19 protein-coding genes and 1 pseudogene are annotated in these 24,710 nt (G+C 65.0%); 10 read left to right on the top strand and 10 right to left on the bottom strand.

Translation table 11 applies throughout. The features are described 5' to 3' along the window. Nucleotides 1-16: 16 nt before the first annotated feature. Nucleotides 17-307: an ATP-binding protein gene (locus AC1RVY_RS12265; RefSeq protein ID WP_255594799.1), complete on the bottom strand. Its 291-nt coding sequence runs from the start codon at nt 305-307 to the stop codon at nt 17-19. 146 nt (nt 308-453) lie between these two features. On the opposite strand from AC1RVY_RS12265, the gene AC1RVY_RS12260 reads away from it, so the two are divergent. Next, entirely contained in the window at nt 454-780 is a 327-nt protein-coding gene (locus AC1RVY_RS12260; protein WP_218339348.1) for an acylphosphatase, read from the top strand. Between the two features lie 92 nt (nt 781-872). On the opposite strand, the gene AC1RVY_RS12255 is transcribed toward AC1RVY_RS12260, so the two are convergent. Continuing rightward, nucleotides 873-1,286, bottom strand: coding sequence for a YkgJ family cysteine cluster protein (locus tag AC1RVY_RS12255; RefSeq protein WP_218296343.1), 414 nt, complete (start codon nt 1,284-1,286; stop codon nt 873-875). A gap of 217 nt (nt 1,287-1,503) precedes the next feature. Here AC1RVY_RS12255 and AC1RVY_RS12250 point away from each other — a divergent pair. Next, nucleotides 1,504-1,828, top strand: a pseudogene (locus AC1RVY_RS12250) (hypothetical protein); the annotation flags it as partial. A gap of 224 nt (nt 1,829-2,052) precedes the next feature. Here the strand turns inward: AC1RVY_RS12250 and AC1RVY_RS12245 are convergent. The 7 genes from AC1RVY_RS12245 to dnaA form a co-directional block, all read right to left on the bottom strand. Then, nucleotides 2,053-5,157, bottom strand: coding sequence for a type I restriction endonuclease subunit R (locus AC1RVY_RS12245; protein WP_492806717.1), 3,105 nt, complete (start codon nt 5,155-5,157; stop codon nt 2,053-2,055). Next, complete coding sequence (locus AC1RVY_RS12240) at nt 5,154-5,798, bottom strand: hypothetical protein (protein WP_492806716.1); 645 nt, start codon at nt 5,796-5,798, stop codon at nt 5,154-5,156. The genes AC1RVY_RS12245 and AC1RVY_RS12240 overlap by 4 nt, the downstream gene beginning before the upstream one ends. A 170-nt stretch (nt 5,799-5,968) precedes the next feature. Then, the gene (locus AC1RVY_RS12235) at nt 5,969-7,219 is read right to left on the bottom strand and encodes a restriction endonuclease subunit S (protein ID WP_492806715.1); all 1,251 of its coding nucleotides are present in this window, start codon (nt 7,217-7,219) and stop codon (nt 5,969-5,971) included. Continuing rightward, complete coding sequence (locus AC1RVY_RS12230) at nt 7,209-8,759, bottom strand: class I SAM-dependent DNA methyltransferase (RefSeq protein WP_492806714.1); 1,551 nt, start codon at nt 8,757-8,759, stop codon at nt 7,209-7,211. Before AC1RVY_RS12230 ends, AC1RVY_RS12235 begins: the two co-directional genes overlap by 11 nt. Nucleotides 8,760-8,956: 197 nt before the next feature. Further along, complete coding sequence (gene gyrB, locus AC1RVY_RS12225; protein ID WP_492806713.1) at nt 8,957-11,572, bottom strand: DNA topoisomerase (ATP-hydrolyzing) subunit B; 2,616 nt, start codon at nt 11,570-11,572, stop codon at nt 8,957-8,959. 176 nt (nt 11,573-11,748) lie between these two features. Beyond that, complete coding sequence (dnaN, locus tag AC1RVY_RS12220; RefSeq protein WP_218296337.1) at nt 11,749-12,867, bottom strand: DNA polymerase III subunit beta; 1,119 nt, start codon at nt 12,865-12,867, stop codon at nt 11,749-11,751. A gap of 130 nt (nt 12,868-12,997) precedes the next feature. Next, nucleotides 12,998-14,422: a chromosomal replication initiator protein DnaA gene (gene dnaA / locus AC1RVY_RS12215; protein WP_218296336.1), complete on the bottom strand. Its 1,425-nt coding sequence runs from the start codon at nt 14,420-14,422 to the stop codon at nt 12,998-13,000. Nucleotides 14,423-14,843: 421 nt separating this feature from the next. On the opposite strand from dnaA, the gene rpmH reads away from it, so the two are divergent. The 7 genes from rpmH (at nt 14,844) to AC1RVY_RS12180 (ending at nt 20,747) form a co-directional block, all read left to right on the top strand. Continuing rightward, entirely contained in the window at nt 14,844-14,978 is a 135-nt protein-coding gene (gene rpmH, locus AC1RVY_RS12210; protein WP_005798102.1) for a 50S ribosomal protein L34, read from the top strand. Nucleotides 14,979-15,051: 73 nt separating this feature from the next. After that, nucleotides 15,052-15,564 (top strand): ribonuclease P protein component, encoded by a 513-nt coding sequence (locus AC1RVY_RS12205; protein WP_369640908.1) that lies wholly within the window; start codon nt 15,052-15,054, stop codon nt 15,562-15,564. Beyond that, complete coding sequence (yidD, locus tag AC1RVY_RS12200; protein ID WP_218296334.1) at nt 15,564-15,857, top strand: membrane protein insertion efficiency factor YidD; 294 nt, start codon at nt 15,564-15,566, stop codon at nt 15,855-15,857. The genes AC1RVY_RS12205 and yidD overlap by 1 nt, the downstream gene beginning before the upstream one ends. Continuing rightward, nucleotides 15,854-17,560: a membrane protein insertase YidC gene (yidC, locus tag AC1RVY_RS12195; protein ID WP_218296333.1), complete on the top strand. Its 1,707-nt coding sequence runs from the start codon at nt 15,854-15,856 to the stop codon at nt 17,558-17,560. The genes yidD and yidC overlap by 4 nt, the downstream gene beginning before the upstream one ends. Nucleotides 17,561-17,655: 95 nt before the next feature. Then, on the top strand, nt 17,656-19,086 hold the full coding sequence (gene mnmE, locus AC1RVY_RS12190) for a tRNA uridine-5-carboxymethylaminomethyl(34) synthesis GTPase MnmE (protein WP_492806712.1): 1,431 nt from the start codon (nt 17,656-17,658) through the stop codon (nt 19,084-19,086). Nucleotides 19,087-19,209: 123 nt separating this feature from the next. Beyond that, a complete protein-coding gene (locus AC1RVY_RS12185; protein WP_492806711.1) occupies nt 19,210-19,701 on the top strand; it encodes a Crp/Fnr family transcriptional regulator in 492 nt (163 codons plus the stop codon). A 110-nt stretch (nt 19,702-19,811) separates the two neighbouring features. Next, a complete protein-coding gene (locus AC1RVY_RS12180; protein ID WP_492806710.1) occupies nt 19,812-20,747 on the top strand; it encodes a hypothetical protein in 936 nt (311 codons plus the stop codon). Nucleotides 20,748-20,854: 107 nt separating this feature from the next. On the opposite strand, the gene AC1RVY_RS12175 is transcribed toward AC1RVY_RS12180, so the two are convergent. Beyond that, nucleotides 20,855-21,409: an adenine phosphoribosyltransferase gene (locus AC1RVY_RS12175; protein WP_218297014.1), complete on the bottom strand. Its 555-nt coding sequence runs from the start codon at nt 21,407-21,409 to the stop codon at nt 20,855-20,857. A 176-nt stretch (nt 21,410-21,585) separates the two neighbouring features. On the opposite strand from AC1RVY_RS12175, the gene AC1RVY_RS12170 reads away from it, so the two are divergent. Next, nucleotides 21,586-24,639 carry an EAL domain-containing protein gene (locus tag AC1RVY_RS12170; protein ID WP_218297015.1) on the top strand — a complete coding sequence of 1,018 codons (3,054 nt, stop codon included), beginning with the start codon at nt 21,586-21,588 and terminating at the stop codon, nt 24,637-24,639. Nucleotides 24,640-24,710: the final 71 nt, after the last annotated feature.

Here is a 24,710-nt window from a genome sequence, read left to right as displayed (position 1 = left end):
AAACCCGGGCCTGGAATCACACCACAGCCGCGCCGCCGCTGGTGTGGGACAACGCCGCATCGTCCCGCACCGCATGCAAGGAGCCCGCACGCACCATGCGGATCGCATCGAACGGGCACCGCACCGCGCACAAGGCACACCCGGTGCAGGCCGCCGCATCATGCAGCCGGGACCGCTTGGGGCCCCAGGCTTGCGGGCCCTGCACCTGCAGCGACAGCACATGCGGCGCGCACACGGCCACACACCAGCCGCAGCCCGTGCAGCGGGCAGTGTCGATGGCGGGCAAGGCCTTGCGGGGGGCGTTCATGCGGTGGCCTGGACAGTGCGAGGGGATGGCAGGCTGGACGAAGCCCGCGGCTACCATGGCACAGCTTAGCGCGCCGCATCCGGCCGGTCGAGCACCGCCATGGCGCGCATGTGGTCAACGCCCCGCGCTGGCGATACAGTGCGCCCATGCACCACAACGGCGGTACCTACAACAACAGCGGCAACACCACCACCGTCACCCGGCACCTTCTGATCCGGGGGCATGTGCAGGGCGTGGGCTACCGCTGGTCCCTGGTGCAGGCCGCCCTGCAGCGCGGTGTGCAGGGCTGGGTGCGCAACCGCCGCGACGGCAGCGTGGAAGCCCTGGCCACCGGCCCCGCCGATGCCGTGCAGTCCCTCATCGACTGGGCCCGCCACGGCCCACCGCAGGCGCGGGTGGACGCGGTGGACGTGGGCACCGTGGCCGAGCCCGCCGAGCCCGTGGCGGGCTTTGTCCAAAGGGAGACGGTGTAGCGGTAGCGCGCGGGCTGGCGCTGCGGCGGCCCGCCGTGCGCCCTCCGGCAAATAGCGTGGCCTGGCGGCAGGCAGCCCCGGGTGCCCGCCGCTCAACCCCTGCGCTGCAGATCCCGCGCCCCGTAGGCGCAGTACCCCGGCTTGGGGCTCTTCTTCTGCGGATGCAGCCGGCACGTCTCGGGCCGCTTGTCGTACACCGTGCACAGGCGTGTTTTGGGGTCGAGAAAGTTACAGTCCCCACTGGCCCGCCGCGCCATCGTGAAGATCGCGTTCTTGTGGTTGAAGTGGTCGATCAGCCGTGCCTTGAGCAGCCGCCTGGCAATGTGCCGCAGCTCTTCATGCTCGGCCTCGAACGGGTCCACCAGCTCCAGCCGCACCAGGTCTGCCAGCTGCACTTCGAGCGGCATCGTGCAGCAGTTGGCCGCGCAGGTGTCGCACAGGCCTGGGCGATAGCGGGTCCAGGTGTCGAGGCGGTCAACGTCGACGATGGAAATGGGGGAGCGCATGGGGTTGCGATTGTGCCTGGGTGGCCGGCCGCCCATGTGGCGCTGCCCACGCAGTCATCGCGGCCACCCGCTGGCGCTGGGCGCAATGACGCCCATGGCCATGGTCCCCAAAAGCTGTCGCCGCATGTGGCGCTTGGCCTACGCCTGTGTGGCGCGGCGGCGAAGACCATGGGGTTCTGGACGTATCCACCCCTACCTCTACCTACAGGAGACCACCATGACCCATCCCCAAGACCCCACCCGCGACATGAACCTGGACCCCATCACCAAGGAGCCGGGCGCCCACCCCATCGGCACGGGCATCGGTGCCGCAGGCGGCGCCGTCACGGGCGCAGCCGCTGGCTCCATCGGCGGCCCCATCGGCTCCGCCGTGGGCGCAGTGGTCGGCGCCGTCGTCGGCGGCCTGGCCGGCAAGGGCGCGGCCGAAGCGGTCAACCCCACGGATGAAGACGCCTACTGGCGCGACGCGTATGGCCGGGAGCCGTACTACTCGGATGCCTATACCTACGACGACTATGCGCCTGCGTACCGCCACGGCTATCGAAGCGTGATCGACGGACGCCACCGCGACTGGAACGACGCCCGCGACCATTTGCAAACGCGCTGGGATACCGAACGCGAGAGCAGCCGTTTGAACTGGAAGGATGCGGAACCTGCGGCCAAGGCGGCTTGGGAAAGGGCGGATCGGATTTGGAAGCAAACGAAGCAGGAGTGAGGGCGAAGTAAGGATCCCGCGACTGTGAAGCTCCGTTAGAACAAGACGCAGCTACCCAGCCCACTCCTGTCCTAGGGCCTGGGCCTGCCGAAGCACCAAGTCCACCGCCTCTTCCTGCAAGTCCGGCGGATACTTGTACTTGCGCAAGACCCGTTTGACCATCAAGCGCAGCTTGGCCCGCACGCTTTCACGCTCTGACCAATCCACCGTCAAACTATGGCGCAGGTTCTCGGTTAGTTCGTGGGCAATCTTCTTGAGGGTTTCGTCGCTCAGCTCCCGCACCGCTGATTCGTTGGTGACCAGCGCGTCGTAAAAGCGCACCTCGTCTTCGCTCAGACCGAGCATCTCGCCACGGCTGGCGGCCTCGCGGAACTTCTTGGCCATCTCGACCAGTTCCTCCATCACCTGGGCGGTTTCAATTGAGCGGTTCTGGTAGCGCTTGATCACGTTGCCCAGCAGGTCGGAGAACTTCTTTTCCTGCACAACGTTGCTGCCAAAGCGACTCTTGATTTCGCCTTCGAGCAGGCGTTCGAGCAGTTCGACGGCCAGGTTCTTCTCGGGCAGGTTCTTCACCTGGGCCAGGAATTCATCGTCCAGCAGGCCGATATTGGGTTTGTCCAAGCCCACGGCGTCAAAGATGTCCACCACCTGGTCAGACACCACGGCATTGCTGATGATCTGCCGGATGGCTTCGTCACGCTGTTCGTCGGTGCGCTTCTTGGCGGTGATGTCCCGTTTGGTGAGGATGACCTTCACCGCCTGCATGAAGGCGACCTCTTCGCGCACGGCCTTGGCTTCGTCCAGGGTGCAGCACAGGGAGAAAGCTTGGGTCAGTGCCAGGGTGGTATCGGCGAACCGGCGTTTGCCGTCCTGGCCGCCTTCTTCGCGCAGGCCCAGGATGTGGTTTGCAGCTCGGGCCAGGGTTTGGTGCCCTCCGTTGAGGAAGTCGCTGTAATCGCAGCCATGCAGCATGGATTGCAGAACATCGAGCTTCTCCATTAGCACGCTGTACGCCTCGCGGGCATCCACAGTGGGAGTGCCCCGGCCTTTGCTGGCGGTGTACTCCTTCATGGCGGCTTTGAGTTCGTTACCAATGCCGATGTAGTCCACCACCAGGCCACCTTGCTTACCCTTGAAGACGCGGTTCACACGCGCAATGGCCTGCATCAGATTGTGGCCCTTCATAGGCTTGTCCACATACAGGGTGTGAACGCAGGGGGCATCAAAGCCCGTGAGCCACATGTCGCGCACGATCACCAGGCGCAGCGGGTCCACCGGGTCTTTGAAGCGCTTTTCCAGGCGCTTTTTCACCTTGCCGTCGTAGATGTGCGGGCGCAGCAGGGCCTTGTCGCTGGCCGATCCGGTCATCACGATCTTGATGGCGCCTTTTTCAGGGTCGGGGTCGTGCCAGTCGGGGCGCAGCTTGACGATCTCGTCGTACAGATGCACGCAGATGTCACGGCTCATGGCCACCACCATGGCTTTGCCGGTCTGGGCCTTGTTGCGCTCTTCAAAGTGCGCCACCAGGTCGGCGGCCACGCTGGCGACACGGGGTTCGGCCCCGACGATCTTTTCCAGGGCGGCCCAGCGGCTTTTGAGTTTGGCCTGCTGGCTTTCTTCTTCGTCCTCGGCCAGCTCGTCCACTTCGTCGTCAATGGCGGGCAGGTCTTCGTCCTTGAGGCGCAGCTTGGCCAGGCGAGACTCGTAGTAGATGGCCACAGTGGCGCCATCTTCCTTGGCCTGCTGCATGTCGTAGACGTGGATGTACTCTCCAAACACCGCGCGGGTGTCATGGTCGGAGCTGCTGACCGGGGTGCCGGTAAAGCCCACAAACGTGGCATTGGGCAAGGCATCGCGCAGGTGCTGGGCGTAGCCCGCCTGGTACTTCTCTTCGCCGGGCTTCCCTTTGAGCGTGGCTTTGAAGCCATATTGGGTACGGTGGGCTTCGTCCGCGATCACCACGATGTTGCTGCGCTCGGACAGCACCGGGAAGGTGTCTTCATCCTCCCCGGGCATGAACTTCTGAATGGTGGCGAAGATGATGCCGCCCGAGGGGCGATTGCCCAGCTTGGCGCGCAGGTCTGGGCGGGTCAGCGCCTGGGTAGGCTGCTCGCGCAACAAGTCTTGTGCCAGGCTGAACACGCCAAACAACTGACCATCGAGGTCGTTGCGGTCGGTAATCACCACGATGGTGGGGTTTTCCATCGCGGCTTCTTGCATCACACGGGCGGCAAAGCAGGTCATGGTGATGCTCTTGCCACTGCCCTGGGTGTGCCACACCACACCGCCCTTGCGCGAAGCACCGGGGCGAGATGCTGCCACTACTTCTTCGATGGCCGCCCGCACGGCATGGAACTGGTGGTAGCCCGCAATCTTTTTGACCAGTTGGCCGTCGTCCTCGAACAGAACAAAGTAACGGATGTAGTCCAGCAGATACTGGGGGGCCAGCACGCCACGCACCAGGGTTTGCAACTCCTGAAACTGCCCCAGCGGGTCGATGTTCACCCCATCAATCGTGCGCCATGCCATGAAGCGCTCGGCATTGGCAGACAGAGACCCCATCAGTGCATCGGTGCCATCCGAGATCACCAGCACCTCGTTGTACTGGAACACATCTGGGATCTGCTCCTTGTACGTCTCGATCTGGTCGAAGGCTTTCCAAATGTTGGCGTTCTCGTCGGCGGGGTTCTTGAGTTCCAGCAGAACCAACGGCAGGCCATTGACGAACAGGATGATGTCCGGGCGGCGGGTTTTGTGCGGGCCTTTGATGGTGAACTGATTAATGGCCCACCATTCGTTCTTCTCGGGGTGTGCCCAGTCGATCAAGCGAACGAAGTCGCCGCGTGTCTCCCCATCCTTCTGGTACTGCACGGGCACGCCGCCAACCAGCATCTTGTGGAACGCGCGGTTGGCCGACAGGAGGGATGGGATGCCCAAGTCCGTGACTTGCTTGATGGCATCTTCACGAGCAGCAACTGGAATGCTGGGGTTGAGACGGTTGACGGCCTCGCGCAGCCGGAATGGCAGGACGACTTGGCGGTAGTCAGCACGCTCGGGGGAAGATCCGTCGAAAGCGATGTCAGGGCCGTAGCGGTGGGTGTAGCCCACGTCTTGCAGCCAGGCCAGGGTATCTTGTTCGAGCTGGTCTTCGGTCATGGCTTCAAGCTCTTGCTTGTTTGCTGCGAAGACTCACTCATTGAGTCCACAGCAAAACCACCCAGATCAATTATTTGAATGATTCGATCGGCAGAGACGGGCTTTCCTTCACCGAAAAATGTCGGCGGGTAGTGGGACGTTGTGCTCATGGGATAGCCTTTCCAGGCCCTAAAGATGTAATGCCAGAGGTTGGTGATGTAGACATCTGGATCGGACGGCTTCCCGGCAAATTTCACCACCACGGGCTTCAGTTTTCTACGCAATAGCTCCAAGATGGGAGCCGCCTTGCGCACGCCATACTTGCCGGCCCAAGCATTCCCCACAAAAAACTCTGGCAACGAATAGTCCATGCCCGCTTGTTCGGCATCCCTCGCGTTGTCAAACACATCAAAAGCATAAGGGCCACCGGCACCAGGCCCTTCGCAGCGCTCTCTATCCCTGATGTTTGCCAACGCGATGGCGCGATCATCGCTATCAAGCGAAACTATCCCGGAAATCTTGTGTAAAAAGGCTTTAGCTCCTTCATGCGAAGCCAGTAACCCATCTTCAAACCAGTCTGCGGAGCCGTCATACGCTGTGCGATGGTAGTACGCCACCTCACCGAATTCCCAGTCAGGTCTCGCACTCAGATGTTGCGCCATCAGTGACGGGATGTACGGAGATTGAAATAGGTCATTGCACGAATCAGTTGATTCCGAAATGAACGTTGGCCAATTCCCCTCGGCAATCCTTGCGACCCCCCCAACGTCTACCCGATAAATTCTCGCCAGAGACCGAACTGCATCAGCCTTGTCATCGCAACTAATGTGAGTCATCCGATTGCCCTTTGCGCCTCAGGCAAACTAATCTGGCCGGAGATCAGGCGGGGGAGCAGGGTGTCGCGGAGGGTGGCGAGGGTTTGGGTTTGTGCTTCGTTATGGTCGATGCTGTCGCGCAATGCACTGGCTGAGGTATCGAACGCAGCAAGTATTTCTGCTGGTACATCAGGAACGAGCAAGCGATACACGTTCTCTCTGTTCAGCCCAGGTACCGCCGCATCGGTATTCATGTCATCCAAGCCCAAAGTCTTCAATAGGTGGTGGCAGTACGTGAGTGGACGCTTGGCCTTTACATAAAAGACCGTATCGATTGGATAGAACGGGCGGCTTTCCCAATACAGGCTGCCAACTGTGCCCTTACGCCCAACGATGATCGAAGGGCTATCAATCAGTGGTGTGTCGTGCCATCCCGTGACTCCGCCAGATCCATAGACGGGCACCTGACCGGGCTTGCGGTTTTCTGCCTTGAGGGCTTTTCCGTAAGCAAGCTCCAAGAAAGAGTCCAAGCGAATGGATCGCCACCCCCTCGGCACGTCCCCCAACTCCGACGTTTCAAACCCATCGGGAAACAGCGCTGCGGTGGCCTCATCCATGCCTTCGGGCGTGCGGCCTTCCATCTTGGCGCGCACGGGGTCGAAATCGACGAACCAGGACTTGAACAGGGCCTGGGCGATGGCTTCAAGGGTGGCGTTGGTTTCGCGCAGGAGGGTGATGCGGTCGTCGAGCGCGCTAATGAACTCGACAATAGCTTGACGCTCGTCGATGGGCGGGAGAGGTATTGGCAGAGCTCGCAAGTCCTTCAGATTGATCGTCGTCTGGACGGTCGTATTCGCTCGACTGCCAAGCAGATGTTGGGACAGTGGCGATCGAAGACATATGGCAATCCATCGCGGTTCGATGTGCGGCAGCGGGTGGATGACAGCAACGGCCCTTGCGACGTTGAAGCCCGCCAACTTGCTCGGAACGGTTGCGACTTGGCCCACGGAACCAACCACCGTCAACAGAACCTCGCCACCAACAAGGCGTGTACGGCTGTACTTCGACTCAATTTCGGGCGCGATGTACATCACATCCGACAGATCCAAACGACCGTCTTTGAAGTTGTTTACGCGGATCAGCGGCTTGCCTGCATCGAGTGCTGCACCTGGTTGCACAACTCCATAAGTTATCGAATTCTTCTGGCTGCAAGTTTCCAGCGGCGCATAACTCCACCCCCCAGGCAGAGCTGGCAAATCAAAACTCATACCCCAGCCCCCCCAGCTTCGCCCGAATCACCGTATCCAGCTCCGCGCCCTTGGCCATCTGCTCGCCCAGCTTCTCGGTGAGCTTTTGCATCTTCTCGGCAAAGGCTTCGTCGTCGTCTTCCACCTCTTCCGCGCCCACGTAGCGGCCGGGGGTGAGCACATGGCCGTGCTGCGCGATTTCGGCCAGGGGCACGCTGCGGCAAAAGCCTTTTACGTCTTCATAGCTACCAGCGTCCGGCTCACCGCGCCAGGCGGCCACCACGGCTTCGATGCGGGCGATGGTCTCGTCGGTCAGCTCGGCCTGCACGCGGCTGATCATGCGGCCCAGCTTGCGAGCGTCGATGAACAGCACCTCGCCCTTGCGCGTTTTCTGCTTGGTCAGGAACCACAGGCAGGCGGGGATCTGGGTGTTAAAGAACAGCTGACCGGGCAGGGCTACCATGACTTCGACCACGTCGGCATCAACCATGGCGGCGCGAATCACACCTTCGTTGTTCTGGCTGGAACTCATGCTGCCGTTGGCCAGCACAATGCCTGCGCGGCCCGTGGACTTCAAGTGGTGCAGCATGTGCTGCAGCCAGGCGTAGTTGGCGTTGCCGTGGGGTGGGTCGCCGTATTCCCAGCGCGGGTCGCCTTCCAGGCTGCCGTGCCACCAGTCGCTGATGTTGAAGGGGGGGTTGGCCAGGATGTAGTCGGCCCGCAGGTCCGGGTGCTGATTGCGGGTGAAGGTGTCGGCAGGTTCGCGGCCCAGGTTGTAGTCAATGCCGCGAATGGCCAGGTTCATGGCGGCCAGGCGCCAGGTGGTGGGGTTGGCCTCTTGGCCATAGATGCTCACATCGCCCAGCTTGCCGCCGTGGGCTTCAATGAACTTTTCCGACTGTACAAACATGCCGCCCGAGCCGCAGCACGGGTCGTACACCTTTCCTTCATGGGGGCTGAGGATGGCGACCAGGGTTTTGACGATGCTGGCGGGCGTGTAGAACTGCCCGCCTCGCTTGCCCTCGGCACTGGCGAACATGCCCAGAAAGTATTCGTACACCTGGCCCAGCACGTCACGCGCAATGGCCGCGTCTTCACCAAAGCCGATGGTGGACACCAGATCCACCAGCTCGCCCAGCTTGCCATCGGGCAACTGCGCACGGGCGTAGCGTTTGTCTAGGATGCCTTTGAGCTTGGGGTTCTCGGCCTCGATCAGCGTCAAAGCCTCATCAATGCGCTTGCCAATGTCGGGCTGCTTGGCGGCGTTGCGCAATGCCTCCCAGCGCGCGCCTTCGGGCACCCAGAAGACGTTGACCTCTTTGTAATAGTCGCGGTCTTCCAGCTCTACCTCGATGTCGGCGGGGTCGGCGTCGCCGTAGAAGTATTCGTCGTCGGGGTTGGTGAGGCGGGCCGTCAGCTCGGCACGGCGGGCGGCAAAGGTGTCAGAGATGTATTTGACGAAGATGAGGCCGAGCACGAGGTGCTTGTATTCGGCGGCGTCCATGTTGGCGCGCAGCTTGTCAGCGGTGGCCCAGAGGGTTTTTTTGATGTCGTCGAGCATGGGGCAGTGAGTCGTGCCTGCGTGGCTGGTCAGTGAGCGTTAAATTTTGTTACTTGCGAAATCTTAGCGGTACGGAAGCGGTAGCTTGGGCAGGCGCCTTCTTTGGATGATGTGGCCGATGCAGAAAAGAAAAAAGGCACTCCCTGGGGAGCGCCTTTTGTGGGGGTGAGGCGTGCGGGTGGCCAGGGGGTGCCGGATCACACGTCAATATTCCCCGCCCGCAGCGCATTCGTCTCAATGAAGTCCCGCCGTGGCTCCACCTCATCCCCCATCAGCATCGTGAACACGCGGTCCGCCTCGATCGCATCGTCGATCTGCACGCGCAGCAGGCGGCGCACGTTGGGGTCCATCGTGGTTTCCCACAGCTGCTCGGGATTCATCTCGCCCAGGCCCTTGTAGCGCTGGCGGCTGGTGGTGCGTTCGGCTTCGGTGATGAGCCACTTCATGGCCTGGCGGAAGTCGCCCACTTTTTCTTCCTTCTGCTTCTCTCCCTCGCCGCGCAGGGCCTTGGCGCCTTCGGCCAGCAGGCCACGGAAGGTTTCAGCGGCTTCGGCCAGGGCGGCGTAGTCGGCGCCGTGCACGAAGTCTTGCGTAATGACGCTGCTCTTGATGTTGCCGTGGTGGCGGCGGCTGATGCGCAGCAGGGGCTTGTCGGTGCGCACGTCGAATTCACCGGCCACTTCGGCGGGGGCGCCGGTGGTGTTCAGTTCGCGCAGCTTGGCCTGCAGGGCCACGGCGCTGGCTTCGGCGTCGGCCACGGTGTCGAGCTTGAGGCTCACGCCGTCGGCAATCGCGCGCAGGGCCTCGGCGTCCATGAAGTTGCCCAGGCGGGCAATCACGCTTTCAGCGATCTGGTGCTTGCGCGCCAGTTCGGCCAGGGTGTCGCCAGCCAGCGTTTGCGGGTTGGCGCCGCCGGTGGTCACGCTGGCGTGGTTCAGCGCGATGCGCAGCAAAAAACCGTCGAGCGCGGGCGCGTCCTTCAGGTACAGCTCTTCCTTGCCGGCCTTCACCTTGTACAGCGGCGGCTGGGCGATGTAGATGTGGCCGCGCTCCACCAGTTCGGGCATCTGGCGGTAGAAGAAGGTCAGCAGCAGGGTGCGGATGTGGGCGCCGTCCACGTCGGCGTCGGTCATGATGATGATGCGGTGGTAGCGCAGCTTGGCCACGTCGAAGTCGTCGCCACCCGTCGTGCCGCCGGCCTTGCCGATGCCGGTGCCCAGGGCGGTGATCAGCGTCAGGATTTCGTTGCTGGTCAGCAGCTTTTCGTAGCGGGCTTTTTCCACGTTCAGGATCTTGCCGCGCAGGGGCAGGATGGCCTGGAACTTGCGGTCGCGGCCTTGCTTGGCAGAGCCGCCGGCGGAGTCACCCTCCACGATGTAGATCTCGCACAGCGCGGGGTCTTTTTCCTGGCAGTCGGCCAGTTTGCCGGGCAGGCCCATGCCGTCGAGCACGCCCTTGCGGCGGGTCATTTCGCGGGCCTTGCGGGCGGCTTCGCGGGCGCGGGCGGCTTCCACGATCTTGCCGCAGATGATCTTGGCGTCGGCCGGGCGCTCCTGCAGGTAGTCGGTGAGCAGCTTGCCCACGATGTCTTCCACGGGGGCGCGCACTTCGCTCGATACCAGCTTGTCCTTGGTCTGGCTGCTGAACTTGGGCTCGGGCACCTTCACGCTCAGCACGCAGCACAGGCCTTCGCGCATGTCGTCGCCGGTGACTTCGACCTTGGCCTTCTTGGCGAACTCGTTTTCTTCGATGTACTTGTTGATGACGCGGGTCATCGCGGCGCGCAGGCCGGTGAGGTGGGTGCCGCCGTCACGCTGGGGGATGTTGTTGGTGAAGCACAGCACTTGCTCGCTGTACGCGCTGTTCCACTGCATGGCCACTTCAACGCCAATGTGCGTGCCGGGGATGCCGCCATACGTCTCGGCCGGGCGTTCACCGGCTGCGTAGAACGAGGTGGGGTGCAGGACGGTCTTGCCCTTGTTGATGAACTCCACGAAGCCGCGCACGCCACCGGCGCCCGAGAAGTCGTCTTCCTTGCCGCTGCGCTCGTCTTTGAGGCGAATGCGCACGCCGTTGTTCAGGAACGAGAGTTCGCGCAGGCGCTTGGCCAGGATCTCGTAGTGGAACTCGTTGTTCTCCTTGAAGATCTCGGTGTCGGGCAAGAAGTGCACTTCGGTGCCGCGCTTGTCGGTGTCGTCCAGCACCTGCATGGGCGAGACTTCCACGCCGTCCACCGTCTGCACGATGCGGTTCTGCACGAAGCCCTTGCTGAATTCCAGCGCGTGCACCTTGCCTTCGCGGCGCACGGTCAGGCGCAGCATCTTGCTGAGCGCGTTCACGCAGCTCACGCCCACGCCGTGCAGGCCCCCGGAGACCTTGTAGCTGTTCTGGTTGAACTTGCCGCCCGCGTGCAGTTCGGTCAGCGCGATCTCGGCGGCCGAGCGCTTGGGCTCGTGCTTGTCGTCCATCTTCACGCCGGTCGGAATGCCCCGGCCGTTGTCGGTCACGCTGATGGAGTTGTCGGAATGGATGGTGACGACGATGTCGTCGCAGTGCCCGGCCAGGGCTTCGTCGATGGAGTTGTCCACCACCTCGAACACCAGGTGGTGCAGGCCGGTGCCGTCGCTCGTGTCGCCGATGTACATGCCGGGGCGCTTGCGCACGGCCTCCAGGCCTTCCAGGATGGTGATGGCGCCTTCGCCGTAACTTTCGCTCGCGCCAGCCTGGTTGGTGTCGATCTTGGCGAGGGTGGGCTCAACATGGCCGGAGACGCCGGTGGCTTCGGGCTCGGAGGGGATGTTGTCAGCGGTCATTGTGGGCCTTGGGATCCGTGGAAACCGGGGTTTCCAATGTGTTCAATGGTCAAACTGGGCTCTAGCGCTTATTCAATAAGCGCTAGCAGCTATCAAAAATGTAGCTTCTTCGGTGGGCTGCCTGGGGCGGGGTGCGGGGCATCGCAACCTCACGCCCACCGGTGGCGGGCGCAGGGCTAGATGCGCATCGGCATCACCACATACTTGAAGCTGTCGTTCTCGGGGATGGTCATCAGCGCGGAGCTGTTGCCGTCCGAGAGCTCCACCTTCACCATGTCCTGGCCCATGTTGGCCAGGGCGTCGATGAGGTAGGTCACGTTGAAGCCGATCTCGATGGTGTCGCCACCGTAGTCGATGTCGAGTTCGTCCACGGCCTCTTCCTGCTCGGCGTTGTTCGACGCCACGCGCAGGGTGCCGGGCTCCAGGTTCAGGCGCACGCCCTTGAACTTGTCGCTGGTCATGATGGCGGTGCGCTGCAGGCTGGCCAGCAGCGGCGCGCGGCCCAGGGTGATGCTGTTCTTGTGGTTCTTGGGGATCACGCGGTTGTAGTCGGGGAACTTGCCCTCGACCAGCTTGGTGACGAACTCCATGCCGCCGAAGGTGAACTTGGCCTGGTTGTTGGCGAACTGCATCTCGATGTGGGGCTGGTTCTCGCCACCCGCGTCGGACAGCAGGCGCTGCAGCTCGATCACGGTCTTGCGCGGCAGGATGACTTCCTGCTTGGGCACCTCCACATCCAGCGTGGCGCTGGCAAACGCCAGGCGGTGGCCGTCGGTGGCCACCAGGGACAGCTGCTTGCCCTCGGCCACGAACAGGATGCCGTTGAGGTAGTAGCGGATGTCCTGCACCGCCATGGCAAACGACACCTGGCCCAGCAGGTCCTTCAGCGTTTTTTGCGGCACGGCGAACACGGGGCCGAAGGCGGCAGATTCCTGCACCAGCGGGAAGTCCTCGGCCGGCAGGCTCTGGAGCGTGAAGCGGCTCTTGCCGCCCTTGAGGATGAGCTTGGACTGGGCCGACTCCAGGCTCACCGTCTGATCGCCGGGCATGGTGCGCAGGATGTCGATGAGCTTGCGCGCGCCCACCGTGGTGGTGAAGTCGCCGGTGTCGCCGCCCAGTTCTGCCGTGGTGCGGATCTGGATTTCGAGGTCGCTGGTCGTCAGCTGCAGGGCGTTGCCCGTCTTGCGGATCAGCACGTTGGCCAGGATGGGCAGGGTGTGCCGGCGCTCGACGATGCCAGCCACGGACTGCAGTACCGCGAGAACCTTGTCTTGTGTTGCCTTCAGGACGATCATGTCATCAACCTCTTGTGGTTTTTGGAACGGAGCTTGGACAGCGGCACGGGTCGTGCCTCCCCCTGCTGCACAACCCGTCATTTTGCCCCTTAACGGAGCCGTTTCTCTGGGGGGCCTCGATCACGCCTTTTTAGCCTTTCAGCGTCTGCTCCAGCACGTGCAATTGCTGGTTCAGTTCCGTGAGCTGCTGGCGCTCTCCGGAAATCTTGCGCACGGCGTGCAAAACCGTGGTGTGGTCGCGCCCGCCAAACAATTCTCCGATCTCGGGAAGACTCTTTTGCGTCAGTTCCTTGGCCAGGTACATCGCGATCTGGCGCGGCCGGGCAATGCTGGCCGGGCGCTTCTTGCTGTACATGTCGGCGACCTTGATCTTGTAGTAGTCGGCCACCGTCTTCTGGATGTTTTCCACACTGATCTGCCGGTTCTGGATCGACAGCAGGTCGCGCAGCGCCTCGCGGGCCAGCTGGATGGAGATTTCCTTCTGGTTGAAGCGCGAGTACGCGAGGATCTTGCGCAGCGCGCCTTCGAGCTCGCGCACGTTGGAGCGCACGTTCTTGGCCACGAAGAAGGCGACTTCCTCGGGCATCTCGGTGCCTTCGACGCGGGCCTTGTTGATCAAGATGGCCACGCGCATCTCGAGCTCGGGCGGCTCGATGGCGACCGTGAGGCCCGAGTCGAAGCGCGAGACCAGCCGCTCGTGGATGTTGGCCAGGCCCTTCGGATACGTGTCCGAGGTCATCACGATGTGCGACTTCTTGGCCAGCAGGGCCTCGAACGCATTGAAGAATTCTTCCTGCGTGCGGTCCTTGTTGGCGAAGAACTGCACGTCATCGATGAGCAGCAGGTCGAGCGAGTGGTAGCGCTCCTTGAACTCGTCGAAGGTGCGGCGCTGGTACGCCTTAACCACATCCGACACGAACTGCTCGGCATGGATGTAGAGAACTTTGGCGTCGGGTCTGTCCTGCAGCAGGCGGTTACCCACAGCGTGCACCAGGTGGGTCTTGCCCAGGCCGACGCCGCCATAGATGAACAGCGGGTTGTACAGATGGCCCGGCATGCCGGCCACGTGCATGGCCGCCGAGCGTGCCATGCGGTTGGCCGTGCCCTCCACCAGGGTCTCGAACGTCAGGGCGGCATTGAGCCGGTTGCGGAACGCGCCGGCCGAGGCGTCATCGCTGCTGCTGGCCGGCGATTCAGCGGGGGCGGCGGTGTTCGATGGCTCCGATGCCGCAGGGCGCACATAGGTACGGGCAACGGATTCGCGCTGAGCAAGCGCTAACTCCAGGGTGACGGGCTGGCCGTACAGGCCCTCGAGCAGGGCGGCGATGCGGCCCGCATACTGGGCACGGATCCAGTCGAGCTTGAAGCGGTTGCCCACCAGCACGGTCACCTTGGAGAAGTCCTCGGCAACCTGGGCCACCAGGGGCTTGATCCAGGTGTTGAACTGTTGTTCGGGCAGGTCTTGCGCCAGTTGCTCTACGCAGGCTTGCCACAGGCCCTGGCCGGCGTCTGCGCCGGGTGATGGAAGGGGGCTGCGGGAGGGTTCCTCGGTCATTTCAGGGAGATTCTTGTTGTGGATAGGAGGAACGGTACTGGGCGGGGGATTGTAGCTTGTCAAGGAGTTATCCACAATTTGGCGGGCACCGCATCCGGGTGTTTCCTGGGGTTGAATTTCTGCCCGGGCTGTGGTGCGCGCTGGCTGCGGATGGCGGCCGCGCGGCACAGGCCGGCCGCCGCGCGCGGGGCTGTTGCGGGGCCTGCTGGAAAGGCCCGCCAGCCAAAAGGCATTGCCAGCAGCGGCCAAGCCTGCGATAATTTTGGGTTTCCCTGAATGTGTTCAGGGTGATTTGACCCGGCGCGCCGTTATTTCTGCCCCCGTGGGTCTGCCTCCAGAGTGCTGTTTCATATGGCGCGGGTTGCAGGCCGCAGGGGGTTCAAGAGCAGCAGTCCGGAACTGAACCTCAAGGAATAGCATCATGAAACGTACTTACCAGCCCTCCAAGACCCGCCGCGCGCGCACCCACGGTTTCCTCGTCCGCATGAAGACCCGCGGCGGCCGTGCCGTTATCAACGCACGCCGCGCCAAGGGCCGCAAGCGCCTGGCCGTCTAAGGCCGCTACGGTCTACGGCCTGCTCCCCGCCTGTTCCCGGCTTGTACCGCCAGGTTCCAAACGGGGCGCTTGCATGCACAGGCTGAAAACCCGTCCGCAGTTCCAGGCCGCGATGGCGGGGGGCACTGTCTCCCGCACGGCGCATTTTGCGCTGCACCGCCTGGTGCTGGACGCCGCTGGCAGCAACCCTGCCAGCGGGGCCGCCAGTGCTGCCGCACCCACAGGGCCCGGTTCCTTGCCGCCAACGCAAGGGCCGCAGGCCCTGTTTGCCGTGCAGGGCGTCTGGCTGGGTGCCATGGTGCCCAAGCGCTGGGCGCGCCGCGCCGTGACGCGCAATACCATCAAGCGACAGATCTACACCGTGGGCGCCACGTTCGAGGCGCGGCTTCCGCAGGCGGCCCATGTGGTGCGTCTGCGCACGGCGTTTGACCGCAAGCAGTTCGTGAGCGCCACGTCCGACCAGCTCAAGCAGGCGGTGCGTGCAGAGTTGCTGCAGCTGTTTGGCCATGCCGCCCGGCGGTCGGGCGGTGCTGCGGCGGCCTCGGCCCCCGCTTCGCCCGTGGTGGCAGAGGTGGTTGCGCCATGATGATGCAGCGCCTGCTGATGGGCGTGGTCAAGGGCTATCGGCTGTTCCTTAGCCCCTGGCTGGGGTCTGCCTGCCGCTTCGAGCCCACCTGTTCGGCCTATTCGCTGCAGGCGCTGGAACGGCACGGCGCCGCGGCAGGCAGCTATCTCACGGTGCGCAGGCTGGTACGCTGCCACCCCTGGTGTGACGGGGGCCATGACCCGGTCCCGCAACAATTGCCGCGCAGCATGCGGCTGTTCTCGCGGCTTTCTGATTCCAACACCCAACCATCCTCACCAAAGAAGTCTTCATGAACGACATTCGCCGCACCATCCTGTGGGTGATTTTTGGCTTTTCCATGGTTCTGCTGTGGGACAAGTGGCAGCTGCACAATGGCAACAAGGCCACCTTTTTCCCCTCCACGCCGACGGTGACGGCGCCTGCCGCCCAGGGCGCCGCGTCCAGCGCCACTGGCGCGGCCAGCGTCCCCGCCTCCAGCGCGCCGGTGGCGGCTGCGGCGCAGGGTGCCTCGGCGGTGCCTGGCCAGCTGGCGCCCGCGGCTGCTCCGGCCGCGCGCGAACGCGTGGAGGTCAAGACCGACCTGTACCGGCTGACGTTTGACAGCGAGGGCGGATCGCTCACGCATGCCGAGCTGCTGCAGCACGCCGACATGGCGGACAAGACCCGCAATTTCCTGTTGCTGGACGAGAGCGCGCAGCGTGTCTACGTGGCGCAGACGGGCCTGATCGGCGGCACCTTCCCCACCCACAAGACCGCGATGACCGTGGTGCCCGGCCCCCGCGAGCTCAAGGACGGCGAAGACGAAATCAGCATCCGCTTCGAATCGCCCGTGCAAGGTGGCGTGAAGCTGGCCAAGACCTGGACCATCAAGCGCGGCGCCTACGACATTGCCGTCAAGCACGAGGTCGTGAACACCGGCAGCGCCGCCGTGTCGCCCCAGCTGTACCTGCAACTGGTGCGCGACGGCAACAAGCCGCCCGGAGAGTCTTCGTTCTACTCCACCTTCACCGGCCCCGCGGTCTTCACCGAGGCCAAGAAGTACCAGAAGATCGAGTTCAAGGACATCGAGAACGGCAAGGTCGACATCCCCAAGGATGCGCCCAACGGCTACGTCGCCATGGTGCAGCATTACTTCGCCACGGCCTGGCTGCTGGCCGACGGCGTGCAGCGCGAGCCCTTCACCCGCAAGGTGGACACCAACCTGTACTCCGTGGGCATGCTCACCTCGCTGGGCGCCATCGAGCCGGGTGCGAGCAAGACCGTGGACGCGCGCCTGTTCGCCGGCCCGCAGGTGGAGACCATGATGGAAAAGCTCTACCCCGGGCTGGAGCTGGTCAAGGACTACGGCTGGCTCACCATCCTGTCCAAGCCGCTGTACTGGCTGCTCGACCAGCTGCACAAGCTCCTGAACAACTGGGGCTGGTCCATCGTGGCCCTGGTGCTGCTGCTCAAGATCGCGTTCTACTGGCTCAACGCCAAGGCCTACGCCAGCATGGCCAAGATGAAGGCCATCAACCCCAAGATCATGGAGATGCGCGAGCGCCTGAAGGACAAGCCGCAGCAGATGCAGCAGGAGATGATGCGCATCTACCGCGAGGAAAAGGTCAACCCCATGGGCGGCTGCTTCCCCATCATGATCCAGATCCCCGTGTTCATCGCGCTGTACTGGGTGCTGCTGTCCAGCGTGGAAATGCGCAACGCGCCCTGGATCGGCTGGATCCGCGACCTGTCCACGCCCGACCCGTTCTTCATCCTGCCCCTGCTGATGACGGCCAGCTCGCTGCTGCAGACGGCCCTGAACCCCGCGCCACCCGACCCGATGCAGGCCAAGATGATGTGGTTCATGCCGCTGATCTTCAGCGTGATGTTCTTCTTCTTCCCGGCCGGCCTGGTGCTGTACTGGCTGACCAACAACATCTTGTCGATTGCGCAGCAGTGGCTCATCAACACCCGCATGGGCGTGCCACCGCAGTTCAACCTTCCCAGTTTCAAGTGATGCCACAGCGGCAACGCTGACATCCATGAACTGACCCCCCGAAAGGCCGCGCAAGCGGCCTTTTTCTTGTCCATCAACCTTGTACAGTCGCCACCATGCTTGCCCGCCACCATGACCCCATCGTCGCCATCGCCACCGCTCCGGGGCGCGGGGCCGTCGGCATCGTGCGGGTGTCCGGCCGCGCCATCGGCGCGCTGGTGCAGGCGCTGTGCGGCCGGGCGCTGAAAGCCCGCGAGGCCACCTACCTGCCCTTCCGGGATGTGCAGGGGCAGGCCATCGACCAGGGGCTGGCGCTGTATTTCCCTGGCCCGCACAGCTACACCGGCGAAGACGTGCTGGAACTGCAGGCCCACGGCGGCCCCGTGGTGCTGCAGCTGCTGCTGGCGCGCTGCCTGGAGGCGGGGGCGGCCACCGACCCGGCCACGGGCCAGCCCTGCCTGCCCGGCCTGCGCGTGGCGCAGCCGGGCGAGTTCACCGAACGCGCGTTCCTGAACGACAAGATCGACCTCGCCCAGGCCGAGGCGATCGCCGACCTGATCGACGCCAGCACCGAGGCCGCCGCGCGCAGCGCCAGCCGCTCGCTCACGGGCGCGTTCTCGGCCGAGATCCACGCCTTGCGCGATGCGCTCATCCACCTGCGCATGCTGGTGGAGGCCACGCTCGATTTTCCTGAAGAAGAAATCGATTTCCTGCGCAAGGCGGATGCGCACGGGCAGCTATCGAAATTGCAGCAAACGTTGGCCTCCGTGATGCAGCGCGCGCGCCAGGGCGCGCTGCTGCGCGAGGGCATCAAGGTCGTCATCGCGGGCCAGCCCAACGCGGGCAAGAGCTCGCTGCTCAACGCGCTGGCCGGGGCCGAGCTGGCGATCGTCACGCCCATTGCGGGCACCACGCGCGACAAGGTGCAGCAGACCATCCAGATCGAAGGCGTGCCACTGCACATCATCGACACCGCGGGCCTGCGGGACAGCAGCGACGAGGTGGAGCGCATCGGCATCGCGCGCGCCTGGGACGAGATCGCGGGGGCCGACGCGGTGCTGTTCCTGCACGACCTGGAGCGCGCGGATGCTATTGATTACATAGCTGCCGACGCAGGTATAGAAAGCGCACTGGCCCAGAAACTGCCTGGAAGCATCCCCGTCATCGATGTCTGGAACAAGCTGGACCGGGCTCCCCGGGGCGTGCCGGGGGCTCCTGCGGGAGCGGGCGTCCGGCCGGGGGTGCGCCTGTCGGCCCGCACGGGCGAGGGGCTCGACAGCCTGCGGCGCCTGCTGCTGGAGGTGGCGGGGTGGCAGTCCGCACCGGAGGGCATCTACATCGCCCGGGCCCGGCACGTGCAGGCGTTGCAGGCCGTGGGGGCCCATCTGCAGGAGGCGGCCGACCAGCTGCAGGCGCAGGGCCCCGCGCTGGACCTGCTGGCCGAGGAGCTGCGCCTGGCCCAGAACGCTCTGAGCGCCATCACGGGCGAATTCAGTTCGGACGACCTGCTGGGCGTCATCTTTTCCAGCTTCTGCATCGGCAAATGAAGGGGCGCGAGGCGGCCGGCGGCATCCGGCCAAGGAGCCCACGCCGCCGCTTGTCGCGAATGTTGTAAACGGACGTTAACAACGCTTGTGTCCCATCTGTAACAAGGGTACTTTCGGCGCACCATGAATGTTCCCACGCCGGTTGTTTCCAAGGTGGACCTGCAAGGTCTGATCGATGCCATTGCACAGGCCAGTGCAGACGACAGCATGACCAACCCGCTGACCCCCGCGCAGTGGGATGTGCTGTCGTCGTACCTCCTGCCCGTGGTCATGCCCGCCGGGCAGGTGCTGTTCACCCAGGGCGCCACGGACCGCACCCTGTACCTGGTGGAAGGCGGCAGCCTGAGCGTGCACTATCAGGACGAGAAGGAACGTTTGCGCCTGGCCATCGTGGGCGCGGGCTCGGTGGTCGGCGAAGGCGCGTTCTTTTCGCACCGCGCCCGCAGCGCCACCGTGCAGGCCAGCGCGCCCTGCAAGCTGTGGAGCCTGCCGGCGATCCGTTTCACCGAATTGTCGATCCGCCAGCCCGCCATCGCGCTCGGCCTGGTGATGGCCGCGGGGGCCGTGCTGGCCAAGCGGCTGGGCAACCGCCGCCGCCGCGTTGCGGCCACCTGACAGACCCCCCGGACTGTCAGCTCCTGCGGGCTTTCGTGGGGCGCGAACGGGTGTACAGCAAGTTACACTCGATTTGGATTTTTCTGGCGCCGTCCCGTAGAAAGCAAGCCATGTCCCTGTTCAGTTGGTTTAGCCGCAAACCCGCCCCCCCCAAGCCCCGGTCCATGGCCGAACCGTCGGGCTTGCTGAATGCCGATGCCACGGTGCCACTCTCTCCAGGCCGACAGGGCAAGCCCCTGGTGGAGCCGCTGCCGCCCGAACACGCCGCCAACCGCAAGAACGAGCGCATGGAGCGCCGCGAGCTGCTCTACACCGTGGTGCGCGATGCGATGGTGCGTGCCGGCGTGCTGTCGGCCAGCTACAAGTTCAAGGTGCTCTCGCTGGACCAGCGCGGCCGCCAGTTCCTGGTGATGATGGATCTGGCCCGCGAATACGGCGGCGAGACCGTGCGCCTGTCCGAGATCGAGGCGCTGATCGCACAGACCGCCAAGACCCGCTACGACATCCTGGTGACGGCCGTCTACTGGCGCATCAACGACCATGTGGCGGTGGGGATTCCCCAGAAGGGCGTGGCGCCCCAGGGCGCGTCCCTGCAGGCGGCGCCCCCCCTGGCCCGGCGGCCGTTGCCGGCTGCGGCGGCACCCGCCCCCGTGGGGGCTGCGCCGGTGCGCCCGGCGGCGCCTGTCGTGCCCCCGGCTGGCGCCGCCGCGGCCCCGGCGGCCGCAGCACTGCGCCCTGCGGCGGCGGCTCCGCAGGTGCCGCCACCGGTCGTTGCGGCGGCCGCGCCGGCCGCGGCGCCCCGCCCCGCCCCGCGCTACGAGCCCATCGAGGCGGACGAAGTGGCGGCGTTCAAACGCGCCCTGGCCACGGCGGCAGGGGCTTCCGCCGTGGCCGTGCCCGCCGCGGCCGCCAAGCCCGGCGTGCCGGTGCGCTCGGGGCCACTGCTGCCCCCTGCCCAGCCCACGGGCTTTGAAGACACGGAAATGCCGGGTGCCGACAGCCCCGCACCCGACCTGAGCAGCACCCAGTACGGCGAGCTGAACTGAACACCCCCGGGGCGGAACCCGAAGGTCCTGCATTCCCCCGGGTCGTCGAAAGGGGGGCCGAAGGTGGTGCCGTGGCGCAGGGCGGCGCGGGCGTTGTCGCCTCCGCCTCAATGGCCCTCGAAGTCCACCAGCGTGTACAGCGGCAGCCCGGACTCGCGCAGGCGCCGTGAACCGCCCAGTTCCGGCAGGTCCACGATGGCGGCGCCCTCGGTCACCGTGGCGCCCAGCTTCTCCAGCAGTTTCCTGCCCGCCATCATCGTGCCGCCCGTGGCGATGAGGTCATCGATGAGCAGCACGCGGTCCCCGGCCTTCACGGCGTCGGTGTGCAGCTCCACGGTGGCGCTGCCGTATTCGAGCTCGTAGGTTTCCTCGACCGTGGTGAAGGGCAGCTTGCCCTTCTTGCGGATGGGCACGAAGCCCACGTTCAGTTCATAGGCCACCACGGCGCCCAGGATGAATCCGCGCGCATCCAGCCCGGCGACCACATCCGGGCGCAGCGCCTTGTCCATGTAGCGGTGCACGAAGGCATCGATCAGCACCCGGAACACCTTGGGGTCCTGCAGCAGCGGGGTGATGTCCCGGAACTGCACACCGGGCGCCGGCCAGTCGGGCACGGTGCGGATGTGTTGGCGGAGGTATTCGTTGACGCTGAGTGGCTGCATGGCTGCGGGGGGAAATGAAGGATTGCGCGGGGCGCCCGAAGGCGAAAGGCGTGGCAAGTGTATCCAGCAGGGTTGATCGGGACCGCGCCCTGCGCCGCGAACCCTCATAATGTTTCAGCGCTGTTACATCCGCTGTACCGCCACGCTGGAACACCCCTTCACACCGCAGATCGGCCATGCCCATCTCCATCCTGCTGATCGAAAGCGATCACCACCATGCACAGGCGGTGGTCGACGCGCTCGCGGACCCGTGGTCCGGCTGGCGGGTGGACGTGGCCGCGTCGCTGGCGGATGCGCGGGAACATCTGGGGCACAGCCGGCCGGACATCGTATTGGCGGCGCAGCGCACGGTCGATGGCTCGGCCTTCGACCTGCTGCGGCTGCTCGACGGCGTGCCGGCCATGATCGTCGTGCGCATGGGGGCGGAAACCCATGCGGCCCAGGCCATGCGCCATGGCTTCGACGACTTCGCGGTGCAGGACCCCGCGCTGGACTATCTGCTGACGCTGCCCGCGCAGATCGACTCGGTGCTCGAGCGCAATTCCAGCGCCCGCGCGCGGCTGGCGGCCGAGGCCATGCTGGCCCGCCAGCACCGCTTGCTGCAGGCCATCTCCCTCGCCCAGGCGATGTTCATCGCCAGTTCGGGACCCCGGGCCGCCTTCGAGGCCCTGCTCAAGGAGCTGATGTCGCTCACGCAGAGCGCCTTCGGCCTCGTGGGCCAGGTGCAGCGCGCCGAGGATGGGCACCCCTACCTGCGCGTGCACGCCATGACCGACATCAGCTGGGACGAGGCCTCCAGGGCACGCTATGCCCAGCATTCCGAGGAAGGCATGGTGTTCGACAACCTGCACTCCCTGGTCGGGGCGGCGCTGGTGTCCGGCGAGCCGGTGCTCTCCAACGACGCCAGCCACGACACGCGCGGCGTGGGCACGCCCCGGGGCCACCCGCCGCTGCGCACCTACCTGGGGCTTCCCATCCACGCGGCGGGGGAACTGGTGGCCATGGTCGGCCTGGCAAACCGGCCCGAGGGCTATTCGGCGTCGGACGTGCAGTTCCTCCAGCCCCTGCTGAACACGGTGGGCCAGCTGGAGATGGCCCGCCGCGCCGAGCTGGCGCGCAGCGCGGTCGAGGCGGAGCTCGAACGCACCAGCGCCCTCCTGGCCGACAAGACACGAGCCCTGGAAGGCACGCTCGCCAGCGTGTCGCAGGGCATCACCAACGTGGATGCCGAAGGGCGGATCCGCGTCTACAACCGGCGCTATCTGGAGCTGCTGGATCTGCCGGAAGCACTGCTGGCCACGCAGCCCAAGGTCGAGGAAGTGGTGCGTTTCCAGACCGAGCGGGGGGATTTCGGCGCAGAATTCCAGCTCATAGAGCCCGCGGCGCGCAACTACGTGGCGTCCGAGTATTCCTCCCACGGTGGCCGGCTCACCATGCCCGACGCCTACGTGCGGCGCACCCGCGGCGGCCGCTACATCGAGGTGCGCACGCGCGCCCTGGAGCAGGGCGGCCGCGTGCGCACGTTCACGGACGTCACCGACTACCTGAGCACCCTGGAAGCCCTGCGCCTGAGCGAGTCCCGCTGGCGCAGCCTCACGCACCTGTCCTCCGACTGGTACTGGGAGCAGGACGCGCAGTTCCGCTTCGTGCGGCTGGACGGCAACCCTTACCACGAGGCCGGCGTGCCCAACGAGATGCACTACGGCCTCACGCGCTGGGAGCTGCCCAACACCTTCGTGGGCGATGGCCAGTGGCGCGAGCACCGCAGGCAGCTGGAGGCGCACGAGGTCTTTCACGACTTCGAGATGCAGCGCCTGACCGAAGACGGAAAACCCGTCTGGGTATCGATCAGCGGCGAGCCCATCTTCGATGAAGAGGGCCAGTTCACGGGCTACCGCGGCGTGGCCCGCGACATCACCGAGCGCAAGCTGGCCGAGGCGGAGATCCAGCGCCTGGCGTTCTACGACGAGCTCACGGGTCTGCCCAACCGGCGGCTGCTGATGGACCGGCTGGAGCGCGCGGTGAACATGTGCGCCCGCGAGGGCAGCCATGGGGCCTTGCTGTTCCTGGATCTGGACAACTTCAAGGGCGTCAACGACACCATGGGCCACGAGTGGGGCGACCGGCTGCTGGTGCAGGTGGGCGGCCGCGTCAGCGCCAGCGTGCGGGCCACGGACACCGTGGCGCGCCTGGGGGGCGACGAGTTCGTGGTGGTGGTCCAGGGCCTGGATGCCGAGACGCAGGCGGCCGCGGCCGAAGCGGAAGCCGTGGCCCAGAAGGTGCTGGCCGCGCTGAACCAGCCCTATGTGGTGCACGGCAGCGAAGTGCACAGCACGCCCAGCATTGGCATTGCCCTGTTCCGCGATGTGCAGCTGCCCGTGCAGGAGCTGCTCAAGCGCGCCGATCTGGCCATGTACCAGGCCAAGGCGCAGGGCCGCAACACGCTGTGCTTCTTTGATCCGGCCATGCAGGCGGCGGCCTCCGCGCGGTCGGCGCTGGAGGGGGATCTGCGGCAGGGGCTCGCGCGCAACGAGTTCCTGCTGCACTACCAGCCGGTGGTGGACGAGACGGGCCGGGTGCTGGGCGCCGAGGCGCTGGTGCGCTGGAACCATCCGTTGCGCGGCATGGTGCCGCCCGGGGACTTCATCCCCCTGGCGGAGCAGACCGGCCTCATCCTGCCCCTGGGGCGCCAGGTGCTGGCCATGGCGTGCCGCCAGCTGGCGCGGTGGACCGCGGCGCCCGGGACCGCGGGCTGGAGCGTGGCTGTGAATGTGAGCGCGCAGGAGTTCCGGCAGCCCGACTTCGCGGAGGAAGTCCTCAGCGTGCTGCGCGACTGCGGGGCCGACCCCGCGCGCCTCAAGCTGGAGCTCACGGAAAGCCTGCTGCTGCAGGACGTGGAGGAGAGCATCCACAAGATGCAGGCGCTGCGCACCCAGGGCGTGGGGTTCTCGCTGGACGATTTCGGCACGGGCTACTCGTCGCTCTCCTACCTCAAGCGCCTGCCGCTGGACCAGCTCAAGATCGACCAGAGCTTTGTGCGCGATGTGCTCACCGACCCCAACGATGCCACCATCGCCTGCACCATCATCGCGCTGGCCCACAGCCTCGGGCTGGACGTGGTGGCCGAAGGGGTGGAGACCGAGGGGCAGCGCGACTTCCTGCTGCGCAACGGCTGCAAGCGCTTCCAGGGCTACCTGTTCGGGCGGCCCGGGCCCGCCGAACTTTTGTAGTTTGCTATTAAATATATAGCTATTGGCGCTTGATAGATAAGCGCCAGGGCCATATTTAATTCAAATTTTGG

This window comes from Acidovorax sp. GW821-FHT11A03 (genome assembly GCF_058809075.1).
Note: the sequence above shows the minus strand (reverse complement) of the source record. Positions and strands in the feature narration are given on the sequence as shown.

What these genes read in the sequence shown, in the direction of transcription:
- AC1RVY_RS12265 (WP_255594799.1), bottom strand. Translation starts at nt 307, where the DNA reads ATGAACGCCCCCCGCAAGGCCTTGCCCGCCATCGACACTGCCCGCTGC.
- AC1RVY_RS12260 (WP_218339348.1), top strand. Translation starts at nt 454, where the DNA reads ATGCACCACAACGGCGGTACCTACAACAACAGCGGCAACACCACCACC.
- AC1RVY_RS12255 (WP_218296343.1), bottom strand. Translation starts at nt 1,286, where the DNA reads ATGCGCTCCCCCATTTCCATCGTCGACGTTGACCGCCTCGACACCTGG.
- AC1RVY_RS12245 (WP_492806717.1), bottom strand. Translation starts at nt 5,157, where the DNA reads ATGACCGAAGACCAGCTCGAACAAGATACCCTGGCCTGGCTGCAAGAC.
- AC1RVY_RS12240 (WP_492806716.1), bottom strand. Translation starts at nt 5,798, where the DNA reads ATGGCGCAACATCTGAGTGCGAGACCTGACTGGGAATTCGGTGAGGTG.
- AC1RVY_RS12235 (WP_492806715.1), bottom strand. Translation starts at nt 7,219, where the DNA reads ATGAGTTTTGATTTGCCAGCTCTGCCTGGGGGGTGGAGTTATGCGCCG.
- AC1RVY_RS12230 (WP_492806714.1), bottom strand. Translation starts at nt 8,759, where the DNA reads ATGCTCGACGACATCAAAAAAACCCTCTGGGCCACCGCTGACAAGCTG.
- gyrB (WP_492806713.1), bottom strand. Translation starts at nt 11,572, where the DNA reads ATGACCGCTGACAACATCCCCTCCGAGCCCGAAGCCACCGGCGTCTCC.
- dnaN (WP_218296337.1), bottom strand. Translation starts at nt 12,867, where the DNA reads ATGATCGTCCTGAAGGCAACACAAGACAAGGTTCTCGCGGTACTGCAG.
- dnaA (WP_218296336.1), bottom strand. Translation starts at nt 14,422, where the DNA reads ATGACCGAGGAACCCTCCCGCAGCCCCCTTCCATCACCCGGCGCAGAC.
- rpmH (WP_005798102.1), top strand. Translation starts at nt 14,844, where the DNA reads ATGAAACGTACTTACCAGCCCTCCAAGACCCGCCGCGCGCGCACCCAC.
- AC1RVY_RS12205 (WP_369640908.1), top strand. Translation starts at nt 15,052, where the DNA reads ATGCACAGGCTGAAAACCCGTCCGCAGTTCCAGGCCGCGATGGCGGGG.
- yidD (WP_218296334.1), top strand. Translation starts at nt 15,564, where the DNA reads ATGATGCAGCGCCTGCTGATGGGCGTGGTCAAGGGCTATCGGCTGTTC.
- yidC (WP_218296333.1), top strand. Translation starts at nt 15,854, where the DNA reads ATGAACGACATTCGCCGCACCATCCTGTGGGTGATTTTTGGCTTTTCC.
- mnmE (WP_492806712.1), top strand. Translation starts at nt 17,656, where the DNA reads ATGCTTGCCCGCCACCATGACCCCATCGTCGCCATCGCCACCGCTCCG.
- AC1RVY_RS12185 (WP_492806711.1), top strand. Translation starts at nt 19,210, where the DNA reads ATGAATGTTCCCACGCCGGTTGTTTCCAAGGTGGACCTGCAAGGTCTG.
- AC1RVY_RS12180 (WP_492806710.1), top strand. Translation starts at nt 19,812, where the DNA reads ATGTCCCTGTTCAGTTGGTTTAGCCGCAAACCCGCCCCCCCCAAGCCC.
- AC1RVY_RS12175 (WP_218297014.1), bottom strand. Translation starts at nt 21,409, where the DNA reads ATGCAGCCACTCAGCGTCAACGAATACCTCCGCCAACACATCCGCACC.
- AC1RVY_RS12170 (WP_218297015.1), top strand. Translation starts at nt 21,586, where the DNA reads ATGCCCATCTCCATCCTGCTGATCGAAAGCGATCACCACCATGCACAG.